Here is a 12,083-nt window from a genome sequence, read left to right on the forward strand (position 1 = left end):
TCCACATGGCAGCCTAAAGTCAAAAACGCCTATCAGTCGCCTCGCCCTGATCGAGGACAACCTGTTGAAGCTCCACACCTAGGTCACTATCGGGGGGCCTTAAACCTGAACAGCTCCATCGTCGCGGCTGCTGCGGAAGCAGGAGCTATCACTGGGACCCGTACTGGTGCTTGTCAGCCGCTGAGCCGCTACTTCGTCTTAGGAAGAGCATTGTCCTTGCCAAAAGCCGGCCAGTATTTCGAGATTGCCAGTGTGGCGCCGGCTGAAGAGAAATGACCATAGTCGAAATATAAAAACTCTCCTCTATCGAAATAGGCGCAGCGTCCTGCGCTGCACAGGAATTTCAGCGGATCGATGAATGTGGCGCCTTTGGTAAATGAGCGCACACGTTCGTTGACGTCGGGGTCCATCGCGATCGGCCAGGACGTATCGTCCAGATTTTGGCGCTTGGCGAAGAACGCAATTTTCCGGACGTCAGTTGGGAACTGCGGAGACTGGCCGATGACAAACACGCGCACGCCCAGGGCACGAAGCGTAGCGATTGTTTGCTGAAGACCGTCGAAACCTCTGACCTCATAGTCACTCCATCTACCGCTGAGGATAACCGTCTTGATGTCCGCTTCCAAGATGACGTCCAAGGCCTTGCGATTGAACCGGACACAATCAAGACGATCGTACGGGTAGTAATAGAGTATCGGCGCGCAGCTGGCGTACGTATATTCAACGATGTTCGCCTGCAATCGATTTATGTTAGCACCCAAGCCGGAAACATAGTGCGCGGCGAAGGAGTCGCCCCACAAAAAAACCGTTGTTGGAAAACCGCTGGTGCGCGTGCAATCCTCCATATTCCAGCTTTCGATCCGGCTGGTGCCCTCGTTGAAACAGATGCCATTCCTCCAGTCCCCGACGGAAATGCGCCGCTGGACATAGTCCGGAAACCGTTGCGGAAAGCCGTTGCCGAGCGCCCCCGCCGCTCCGCCGGCACAAAGGACAACGATCGCGAGCGCTGAAAAGGCGAAGATAGGCCCCGGGGAGGTGAAGGCCCTCTTCTGTCGAAACGGCTGCTCTACAAACTTCCAGGAGAATGCAGCCAATGCGAGGCTTGCCACCAACATCGCACCGGTCATCAACGGATCGAGTTTTTGGAACGAAAGATAGTGCGCGAACGCATTGAGAGGCCAGTGAACAAGATACAACGAATACGAGATGAGCCCAATCCAGACCAGCGGCCTGACTTCGAGCATGCGGGTGGCGACCGTCGAGGGGGTATTTTGGCCAACATAGATCAGAAGGGCCGTTCCGATGCATGGATACAAGGCGTTGTAGCCTGGGAACGGATCACTCGCCGAAATCGCGAAGAACCCGATGGCGAGAAGGCCAAATCCGGCCACCCCCACCGACTCCATCAGGAGTCGGTTGCCCAGCGGCGAGGGGCATTTGAGCATGAGCAGGGCGCCCAACATGAGTTCCCAGATTCGGGTCGGCAGCAGATAGAATCCGGCGGTGGGTGCCAGCGATGTCGCCATCACCGCCACTACGAAGCTGCAGAGAATTATCGGAAGAAGTGTCGTCAGCCAGCGCTTCCCGATGTAGCGATAGATTAGGAACATCAGGATTGGTGCGAAGATGTAGTACTGCTCCGCTACGGAAAGCGGCCAAGTGTGCAACAGTGGTAGAAGCGCGGCATCGATAGAGAAGTAACTTGACGTTTTCCAGAAGAAAACGTTCGACCAGAAGGTCGAGGTAGCTATGATGCTAAGACTGAATCCGCGCAGATCCGGTGGCAGAAGAATGAACAATGCCGCAATGCAGGTGAGAAGCATCACAAAGACGAGCGCCGGCAGAATGCGCCGGGCACGGCGCCAGTAGAAGTTGACGATGGAAAATTGGCCGCGTTCAAGGTCATCCAGGAGGCTTCCGCTGGTTAGGTAGCCGGAGATGACGAAGAAGATATCGACCCCGCTAAAGCCACCCGGGATCGCCGAAATTCCGAAATGAAAGAGTACGACCGGAAGTACAGCAACGGCCCTAAGGCCCTCGATATAGCGCCTATATTGCATCCAGCGGTTCCTTTTATTTTAGATCAGGACGCGATTGGAAGCTTTCAATCTCCGGTAGGAGTGCTGCCGAGATAAGGGCGGTATCAGCCACCTTTATCCGTCCCGAATGTTCTGTAAGTTGCAACTGGTACAGAAGCACGATCGCCATCGCCGGCCTTGACGGCCTGATTGTCGAGCAGATCGCGCGGATCGTTGACCATCACGGCCAGGTTATGTCCTGTCGAACAACCAAGCGGCTGTTTGAAGGATTCTTCATTGGGTAAGGCACCATATGAGGGACAGACCGGCGGACGGGCGTGATAGACAATCGCCTCAATTCGCACTGAGCCGGCGTCGTGTTGATCGCGCAATTGAATGTTGTCTTCTTCGATTGCCAACTGCCTGGCCTGATGGGCTACCCCTGCGCTGAGCTGGGGCGAACCGCTGATGAGGAGGTGGATGGCATCGAACCGGCCGCGACTGGCCTTGTCTAGGAAAACACGCAAACGCTGCCGTTCGGAAGCGCGCAGGCTTTGCAACGTCAGGACGGTGGTCTCCTCTCGGACAAGCATTGGTGCCGATGGTTCGACATCAACTGGCGTAGTGCTTGTGCAGCCACTTACGCTTGGTGCCAGAGCGACAAAGAGGATTATAAAACGCAACATCTTTGGATGACACTATTCGATGATGAAGCCGAGACCGCCCTGGGCGCTTGGCGCGCCCGCACGGATAGCAGCGCGGTCTCGCGGGGGACTTGTCACGGAATTCGTCGGAGCGCCCCCTCCGTTCAAAGCCGGTGCCGCCCGCTCGGTCGGTGCGCTCATCTGGTTTGGGTTGGAGCCTGGTCTTACAATGTAAGGCGTAACTAGAATGACCAGTTCTGACTCCTCTTTTTGAAACGAGGTCGAGCGAAAAAGCGGTCCCAGGATCGCCAGTTCTCCGAGCCAGGGAAAGGCCCTGACATCATTGTTGACGTTCCGCCTGATTAGACCGCCGATTGCGAAGCTCTGGCCGCTGGCGAGTTCGACGACCGTATCGGCTCGGCGCGTGGAAACTGCCGGCACGGAAATTCCGTTGATTTGCACGGCACCTTGCGTCGACAGTTCACTGACTTCGGGCGTTACGTGAATGTTGATTTGATTGTTGCTGAGAACTGTCGGCACAAATTCCAGACTGACGCCGAAGTGACGGAATTCAACCGATACCTGCCTGTTTTCCTGCAGGACAGGAATGGGAAATTCGCCGCCCGCGAGAAAGCTGGCCTTTTCACCCGACATAGCGGTGAGGTTCGGCTCAGCCAGGACGGAAGCTATATGCTCCTTGGCGAGCGCGTCGAGAACCGCGCTGACGTTGACGGCACCGTTGTCGAATCCGATTTCTGCTGTACCGCCACCCTGGGTTGAACCAGACCCAGCGCTTGCAGCGCTTCCGCTTAGAACGCCCACTTTGAAATTGCCGATTTGACCGAAGGCGGACAAGTTGACGCCGAGTGACTTCATGGCGCTGCGTGAGACTTCGGCTACGCGCACGCTGAGGTTAACTTGCAGGGATCCAGCGACCTTGATGTTGTTGACGACTTGCGCTCCGTCGCCCAGATATTGCTCAGTGACTCTTTTTGCGGTGTCGGCGACCTCTGCGTCGGGCGCCGTCCCGCTAAGGATTGCGCCGCGCGGCGTATAGTTGACGCGGATGGGATAGTCGCCGACCTGCTCCCGCAACATGGCGCGTAAATCCCCGATCGGTTGCGTGACAACGATACGCAATTCGGCGAGAGGCTCGCCATTGCCATCCAAGGCGAATAGGCTGGTCCGCCCCGATTTCTTGCCAAAGACGAAGATTGTTTTGCTCGATGGCGCCTGAAAATCCGCGATCGTGGGGTCAGCAACAAAGATGGTCGTGGCTGGCCCGGGCAGATGAACGGTCTCCCCGAGCGAAGAGGAAAGGGTCAGCGTGGCGTTGATGCTATTCGAAGCCGCATGCGGCGGGCCTTTGTCCTGCTTGTTTTGCGCCGCGACACCAAGTGGGAAAGTCACAATAAGCGCGCAGAGGAGATGGCCCAGGTAACGGGGCACTGCAGGTCTTGTAACCTTGTTGGCGATCGCCCGCCAATTGAGCGCAGCGCAAGGATGTTGAAGGATCAGCAAAATAGATCTTCTTTCGATTCGACAAACTATGCGGACGAGGCGTCAGTCAATTCTAGGATGTAACCAATGCCTCGGATGGTCTTGATCCGTGGCGTTGCACCTGATCTGGTCAGATGTCCCCGTAAACGATAAATTCCGACTTCAAGCGCGTTGGCAGACACGTCGTCGTTGAATGAATAGAGGTGATCTTCCAATTGCGCACGGGGCACGATGCGGCCTGCCCGGTTAAGCAGGTGCTCTAGAACACAGAGTTCGCGACGTGCGATCATCATTGGGTGCCCATCAACGAAAACCTGGCGGGCGACCGGATCAAAGTCGAGATTGCCAAATACGAGCCTCAGGTCGGTCATCTGTGTCGCCCGGCGCAGAATGGCTCTCATTCTGGCAATAAGCTCATCGGTAGAGATGGGTTTGAGCAGAAAGTCGTCCGCACCACCGTTGAAGATCGCAATTCGCTTATCGAGATCGTTAAGGCTGCTCATAATGACGGCAGGAACTGAATGCCCGTGGGTCCTCAACTGCCTCAGCCAACCCAAGCCATCGCCATCTGGCAGAGCCAATTCCAGCAGGAGAATTTCATAGCTGGCGCAAGAAAATGCACTCGAAGCCAGTTCCAGAGTACCAACGACATCAACGACGAAGCCGCCATCCCCGAGCGCAAGTCGCATGGCGCGCGCAAGATCCGCATGATGATCCACGAGCAGCGTTCGCATTTCATCTCCTCTCGAAGAGGGACGGCCCATCGAACGCGTCACCGGCGGCCATCTGATCGGAGCACACGGCGCGCAACTCGTCGCAGCTCTCGGAACTGGTCCGAGTCGGAGGGACATGCAAGTCGCTCGGTGGCAATAGGCGCGGGTGAGGACCAACTGACGGGCTCAAATACGCCGGTCGGCGAACCCACGAGGCCAGCAACCCGCGTGCGATTTCTCGTTGCATCATCTCTCCTACGTGCAGCCCCTGCGCTCGCAAGGCAGCGTCGCGGCTCAGAGCCCGATTCCCACAGAGGGTAGGGTTAGCTTTCGAGAAACTGATTGAACAAATCGATTATTTGGATCGAATGCATCCACGGTATGGATGCAGCGCACCATCTTCAACGACTGCGGCGTCCTGATGCACTGTTGTGTCTGTCGTGCTCTGCTTTTTTCGCTGTCCTTCAAGGCTGGCGAGCCTGGTGGAACCTGCGCGTCATTGGCTTGGTAGCTTGAATGCTCAACAACGGAGCGCCCTGCGCAAAGCCGCTCTCATTTCCAAAAAGCCTTGCAATCTGGTTGGAGCACTTCGCGCTCGACACCAAAATAGGCGAGGAAAACTGACGTCTGACAGGGATGTACATGCAACAGCCGATTTGCGGCACCAGCAAACGACCGCGTTCAGGCTGAAGATCGACGACCAACGGCTCCTCGATTTCCGCACTTTTACAAGCTCTTCCTGTGCGGGCGGATGCCGGCAAACAGCAGCACAGGGTCAGCGAAACCGGGAGCGGGCCTGCTTGATCGCCATGATCACATTGCCGCTGTCGCGCGTGCGGAGCGGAATGCAATCGGTCCAGCCGGCGGCAATCCGGTCAGCACCATCGTCTGCACGAAGCTCCCTGACGAAGACGTGCCCGAATGCGCTCAACAAAGCCGGGCGGCGGATCTTTCCAATCGCCGAAGGTGCGGGCTGGCACCGAGCGGCGAACTGCGAACTCATTCCTGCCCGGCGGCGCTGGCCGCCGCGAGCGTCGATGCGGACCCAGCCGCTCCGAATCCTCCCACAACACGATGAGCGCGTCGCGGACATCGCTGCCGTAACAGCGGCTGCGGCTCTTGCCCGCAGACGGCCTCTGCTCACGACGGTTCATAAGACGGATCGCGCGCTTGCGAATAATAGCCGGTTACCGCCTCGAACTCATCCAGAATGCGCCGCTTGTCAACGCCGCAATAAAGCTCCACGATCGCCGCTTCACCGTGTCGCCATGCTGAGCCGCGCCATCCTTCCCCCGAACCGGAATGGCACGACCTGTCCATCCCCTTTGGAACAGGACACTATTGGTAACATTTTGCTTGAGGCAATGCGGCTCGTTGCCTTCCTTTTCGCTGACCGGAAGGGTACCGGAAGTCGTCTATCGCATCTTACCCGCTGAAAGCGGCAACACCTCGACCTCAATCGCAGATCATAGGAAATAGACGATCGCGTCGGGGCCTCAGCATCGGTTCACCGGGTTTCCGTCATCGACTGAAGCGAATTGCCCCATCGACCGTCACCGGGTGGGCCGCGATACGTCGCCGTATATGATTAGCGAGCGCACGTAGCGGAGCCATAGCTCTCCACCCAGCCATGTTCCCCTAGTTGGAAAATGTCCGGCGGACCAGAGGTGCTGTCGTCAGCTTTTCCTGAATAGCGGCCAAGGCAATCCCTACCAGTCCATCACCACCTTGCCGGAACTGCCGCTCTTCATCGCATCGAAACCGATCTGAAAATCGTCGATGCCGATGCGGTGGGTGATCAGGCCGGAGACATCCAGCGGACCCTGCACAAGCGCGATCATCTTGTACCAGGTTTCGAACATCTCGCGGCCGTAGATGCCTTTGAGATGCAGCATCTTGAAGATGACCTTGTTCCAGTCGATCTCGAAGCCGGTCGGCGCGATGCCCAGAATGGCGATCTTGCCGCCATTGTTCATGGTGTCGATCATGTCGCGGAAAGCGGGGGCGGCGCCTGACATTTCGAGGCCGACGTCGAACCCCTCGGTCATGCCGAGCACCGGCATGACGTCGCGCAGCTTCTCCTTCGAGGCGTCGACGACATGCTGGACGCCGAGTTTCTTGGCTAGCGCCAGCCGCACCGGGTTGATGTCAGTGATGACCACTTTGCGCGCGCCGACGCATTGGGCGACGAGCGCGCCCATGATGCCGATCGGCCCGGCGCCAGTCACCAGCACGTCCTCGCCGACCAGATCGAAGGACAATGCGGTGTGGACGGCATTGCCCAAGGGATCGAAGATCGCGGCAATCTCATCGGGCACATCGTCGGGGATCGGCACGACATTGTGCTGCGGGATCGCCAGATACTCGCCGAAGGCGCCTGGACGGTTGACGCCGACGCCGAGCGTGTTGCGGCACAGATGCCCTCGCCCGGCGCGACAGTTGCGGCAATGGCCGCAGACGATGTGGCCTTCGCCCGATACACGCTGGCCGACCTTGTATTCGGTGACCGCTGCGCCGAAATCGGCAACGGTGCCGACGAATTCATGGCCCGTCACCATCGGCACCGGCACCGTCTTCTGCGCCCACTGGTCCCAATTGTAGATGTGCACGTCGGTGCCGCAGATCGCCGTCTTCTTGATCTTGATCAGCACGTCGTTGGGGCCGATTTCCGGCACCGGCACCTCTTCCATCCAGATGCCCGGTTCGGCCTTGGCCTTCACAAGCGCCTTCATCATGTTCGACATCAGGATTTCCCTATTCCGTGATTGCGCTTCTGGCGAGATAGCCTGCACAACGGGAAGGTAGGCCACTAACTCGTTTGAACGTCCGGAATGGTCAGCCCCGCCTGCTCAGCCTCGCGGCGCAAATTCTGACGGGGCCTGGGGCCGATCTGCTGGATCACCAATCCGGCTGCCAGTGAGCCAAGGTCGCCGCAAGTCTGCAGGTCGCGGCCTTGCGTGTAGCCATGCAGGAAGCCGGCGGCATAGAGATCGCCGGCGCCCGTCGTGTCGACCAGTTCCTTGATGGCGGTCGCCTTGATCACCACGGTCTCGTCGCCGCGCACGATCACCGAGCCTTTTTCCGAGCGGGTGACGGCGGCGATCCGGCAATCCTTGCGGATCTGGGCCAGCGCCTCGTCGAACGACGATGTCTGGTAGAGCGACTTGATCTCGTGGCTGTTGGCAAAGACGATGTCGACCGTGCCCGAGCGCACCAGGTCGAGGAATTCGTCGCGGTAGCGGTCGACGCAGAACGAATCCGACAGCGTCATCGACACTTCTCGGCCTGCCGCGTGCGCCAGCTTCGCCGTCTGGCGGATTGCCTCCTTGGCGCGCGGCGGGTCCCACAGATAGCCTTCGAAATAGGTGACCTTGGCGCCGGACGCCTTGTCGGCTTCGACATCCTCAGGGCCAAGCTCGACGCAGGCGCCGAGATAGGTGTTCATCGAGCGCTCGCCGTCGGGCGTGACGAAGATCATCGAGCGCGCCGTCGGCGGCTCACCCTTGAGCGGCGTGGTGCCGAAGGCGACGCCCTGCGCATGGATGTCGTGGGCGTAGATTTCGCCCAGCGCATCGTTGGAGACCTTGCCGAAGAAGGCCGCGCGGCCGCCAAAGCTGGCGACGCCGGCCGCCGTGTTGCCGGCGCTGCCGCCGGACGCTTCGATCGCCGGGCCCATGCGGCTGTAGAGCAGTTCGGCGCGTTGTGTGTCGATGAGGTTCATCGCGCCCTTGATGATGCCGTTGGTCTCGAGGAATTCCTCGTCGCACTGGGCGATGATGTCGACAATGGCATTGCCGATGCAAAGCACGTCATAATCCGGCATCAAAATCTCCGCCAAAACCCGAGCCGGCTTCTTGCCACGCCGGCCGGGCGTGGTCTCGCGAGTTGAAATGGGTTGCCGCATGCGCTTGATCCAGCCGCCCTCACGCAGCTGCCGGTCCGGCTTCACGCAGCAAATCGTCAGCTTTGTCCGTCTTCTCCCAAGTGAACTCAGGCTCTTCACGCCCGAAGTGTCCGTATGTCGCCGTCTTGCGGTATATCGGCCGTAAGAGATCAAGCATCTTGATGATGCCTTTCGGTCGGAGATTGAAAACCTCGAGAACAAGGCGCTCGATCCTTTTTTCCTCGATCCTTGCGGTTCCGAAGGTATTGACCATGACAGAAACCGGACTGGCCACGCCGATCGCGTAGGCAAGCTGAACCTCGCAGACCTCCGCAAGGCCGCTGGCAACGATGTTCTTCGCGACATACCGGGCGGCATAGGCCGCCGAGCGGTCAACCTTGGATGGGTCCTTGCCCGAAAAGGCACCGCCGCCGTGACGCCCGGTCCCACCGTAGGAATCGACGATGATCTTCCGTCCTGTGAGGCCGCAGTCGCCGGCAGGCCCACCGACCACGAACCGCCCTGTTGGGTTGACCAGAAATCTGATCCCCGAAGTATCCAGGTGGGCCGGCAGGACCGGTTTTATGATCTCCTCAATGACGCCTTCGCGGACCGTGGCTTGTGAGACCGCTTCGTCATGCTGCGTTGACAGGACTATGGTATCCAGCGCCACCGGGCGGAGCCCTTCGTAGCGTACCGACACTTGAGATTTCACGTCCGGACGCAGCCAGCCAAGCTGTCCCGCTTTCCGGACCTCGGCCTGTCTTTTCGTCAAATGGTGAGCGAGTTGGATCGGCAGGGGCATCAATGTATCCGTCTCGTTGCATGCGAATCCAAACATGATGCCCTGATCCCCTGCCCCTTGCCCGAGATCCTGCCCTCGTCCTTCATCAACGCCCTGGCTTATGTCGGGCGACTGCTCGGTGAGGGCCAGAACGACGGCGCAACGTCGACCATCAAAGCCAATCGCATCATCGTCGTAGCCAATATCGAGTATCGTATCGCGGGCGACTTGGCTGTAATCGATGTGGGCATGGCTGGTGATCTCGCCAGCCACAACGACCATCCCCGTCTTCACCAACACTTCACAGGCGACGCGCGCCTTCGGATCGGTGCGCAGGACCGCATCGAGAATGGCATCGGAGATGTTGTCTGCCATCTTATCGGGGTGTCCCGCGCCGACGGATTCGGAAGAGAACACGAACTGCCTGGTCATAAAAATGCCCTCGCTTCAAGTGCTGGAGTTAGTGAGGAGTTTCTGGATTGGGGTGGCTTATCGGTCGGGGATGCCGGGAACATCGAACGCAGTGCAGAAGTCGGCAACGTCTCTTCGTACGCTCGCATGAACTTCCTGGTCATCGGGCTGGCGGCAGACCGAGTCGATGAAAGCGGCGATCTGCACCATCTCCGTTTCGCGCATGCCCATGGACGTCACCGCTGGTGTCCCTAAGCGGATGCCGCTTGTCAGCGCCGGATGCCGCCGGTCGCCCGGGACCATATTGAAATTCGCAATGATGCCTGCACGCGATAAGCGCTCCGCATAGGCTTTGCCTGACAGCGACCGGTCCCGAAGATCAAGGATCAGCATGTGATTGTCAGTGCCCCCGGTGACGAGTTCATAACCTCGCTCCAGAAGTGCCTGGGCCAGAGCCTTGGCGTTGTGGACGATCTGCTGACCGTAGACACGAAAGGACGAGTTCGCTGCTTCCTGCAAAGCGACGGCAAGCGCGGCGATAGTATTCATATGCGGTCCGCCTTGCAGAAGAGGGAACACGGCGCGGTCTATACGTTTGGCCAGATTGTGTTTGCTCTTCGGATGATGGAGGGGCTGATAACGGTCTTCATTCCTTGATAAAATGAAGCCACCCCGGGGACCGCGGATCGACTTGTGAGAGGTGCTGGTGACCACATCGCAATGGGACACGGGGTTCGGATGCACTCCTGCGACAACCAGGCCGCAGATGTGGGCGATGTCAGCCACCAGATACGAGTTCACCTCCGAAGCAATTTCGGCCATTGCCGCGTAGTCAAAAATACGCGGATAAGCAGTTCCGCCGACCCAAATTAGCTTCGGGCGTTCCCGCTTGGCGGTCTCGCGCAAGTGGTCATAGTCAATTTGCTGTGTCTTTTCGTGCAGCCTGTACGGGACGCGCTGATAATCGCTGCCGGAAAAATTGACGGACCAACCGTGAGTCAGATGGCCGCCTTCGGGTAAAGGCAAGCCCATGACTTTGTCACGGGGGCTCAAAAGCGCGCGATAGACAGCCTGGTTGGCTGGCGAGCCTGAATAAGGCTGGACGTTGGCATGTTCACTGCCAAATAGCGCTTTCAGGCGCTCGATCGCGAGGGTCTCAAGCTCATCGACGATCTCGTTTCCGGCGTAGTAGCGCGCACCGGGGTATCCCTCGGCATACTTGTTGGTGAAAATCGACCCGGTCGCTTCCAACACCGCCGAGGAGGCAAAGTTCTCGGAGGCGATCAGTTTGAGAGTTGTCCGCTCCTGACGCTCCTGTCTTAGAAGCAGTTCGTGAACGCGGGAGTCGACGGCGGCTAAGTGAGGCCGCCCGTAAGTGTCGGGCTGCGCGATGGCGCCGCCGGCGGAGTTATCCATGGTAGTCGCGCTCCATTTGGACTGATCTATTTCACGATCAAGCAGGCGGTCCCTTCAACCGCGCGTCTTGTATTGCTTCCAGGCGTTGTAGGTCTCTTTTATGATGGCCATCATCGTGGGGCAGGAGATCGACCACCAATTGAGCCAGCTCGCCATCCTTGCCTCCTGCTTGCATATGGTACGAAGACTGCGGACGTTGTTCGTTGCAGCAAAGAAAGTTGGCTCTGACCAGCCGCCGAACGTGGCGTCGAACCTGCTCGCGAGGCAGACCGGTAATATCGGCCAGCTCGCCGACGGTTAGATCCGCATGCGCGCAAAGGCCCAGGATTCGAAGGCGATCAAGATGCGCTGCCGTCCTTAGGCGATTTACCAGTGTCAACATTGGTTAGCATCAACCCGGACGGGATGCAGCAAGCCGCTAGCCCTTCTATCCCCATCAATCCGCATGAGACCTCTCTCGTCATTTGCTGTAAATCCGCTGGTATGGATGCTAATGGAAGATAGATCACAGTCCTTTCTACGACTAAGACGCCAGATATTGGGGCTAATGTACCACCTGACAGGAGACTACACTCACGAACATTATGTGAATTTTTTTTAACGTTGCTGAGAATCAAGGGGGAGGTTTGGCGAATGTCTCGCCGTCGACTGTCGAATCCTGCCCGACGGGATTATAGGGTGCGTAGCCTGCTTGTCCTTTCCACATGACCAGCG

The 12,083-nt window shown here is 58.4% G+C and carries 9 protein-coding genes and 1 pseudogene; all 10 read right to left on the reverse strand.

Annotated elements, in window-relative coordinates; genetic code table 11:
* Positions 1-188: 188 nt before the first annotated feature.
* Positions 189-2,060, reverse strand: coding sequence for an acyltransferase family protein (locus tag P9230_RS30755; protein WP_063169260.1), 1,872 nt, complete (start codon positions 2,058-2,060; stop codon positions 189-191).
* Positions 2,061-2,143: 83 nt separating this feature from the next.
* Entirely contained in the window at positions 2,144-2,704 is a 561-nt protein-coding gene (locus P9230_RS30760) for a CpaD family pilus assembly lipoprotein (protein WP_063169261.1), read from the reverse strand.
* A gap of 12 nt (positions 2,705-2,716) precedes the next feature.
* Positions 2,717-4,138: a type II and III secretion system protein family protein gene (locus P9230_RS30765; RefSeq protein WP_063170365.1), complete on the reverse strand. Its 1,422-nt coding sequence runs from the start codon at positions 4,136-4,138 to the stop codon at positions 2,717-2,719.
* A 71-nt stretch (positions 4,139-4,209) separates the two neighbouring features.
* Positions 4,210-4,896, reverse strand: coding sequence for a response regulator transcription factor (locus P9230_RS30770; RefSeq protein WP_063169262.1), 687 nt, complete (start codon positions 4,894-4,896; stop codon positions 4,210-4,212).
* 805 nt (positions 4,897-5,701) lie between these two features.
* Positions 5,702-5,870 (reverse strand): annotated as a pseudogene (locus P9230_RS30775) (transposase); the annotation flags it as partial.
* Positions 5,871-6,584: 714 nt separating this feature from the next.
* Complete coding sequence (gene tdh, locus P9230_RS30780) at positions 6,585-7,619, reverse strand: L-threonine 3-dehydrogenase (protein ID WP_063169264.1); 1,035 nt, start codon at positions 7,617-7,619, stop codon at positions 6,585-6,587.
* 65 nt (positions 7,620-7,684) lie between these two features.
* The gene (locus tag P9230_RS30785; protein ID WP_063170366.1) at positions 7,685-8,698 is read right to left on the reverse strand and encodes an adenosine kinase; all 1,014 of its coding nucleotides are present in this window, start codon (positions 8,696-8,698) and stop codon (positions 7,685-7,687) included.
* Between the two features lie 100 nt (positions 8,699-8,798).
* Complete coding sequence (gene metK / locus P9230_RS30790) at positions 8,799-9,974, reverse strand: methionine adenosyltransferase (RefSeq protein WP_063169265.1); 1,176 nt, start codon at positions 9,972-9,974, stop codon at positions 8,799-8,801.
* A 57-nt stretch (positions 9,975-10,031) separates the two neighbouring features.
* On the reverse strand, positions 10,032-11,369 hold the full coding sequence (gene glyA / locus P9230_RS30795; RefSeq protein ID WP_063169266.1) for a serine hydroxymethyltransferase: 1,338 nt from the start codon (positions 11,367-11,369) through the stop codon (positions 10,032-10,034).
* A gap of 37 nt (positions 11,370-11,406) precedes the next feature.
* A complete protein-coding gene (locus P9230_RS30800; RefSeq protein WP_082826567.1) occupies positions 11,407-11,751 on the reverse strand; it encodes a helix-turn-helix domain-containing protein in 345 nt (114 codons plus the stop codon).
* Between the last annotated feature and the right edge of the window lie 332 nt (positions 11,752-12,083).

This window comes from Mesorhizobium sp. WSM4887, assembly GCF_029625865.1.
In the GTDB taxonomy this organism is placed as follows: Bacteria; Pseudomonadota; Alphaproteobacteria; order Rhizobiales; family Rhizobiaceae; genus Mesorhizobium.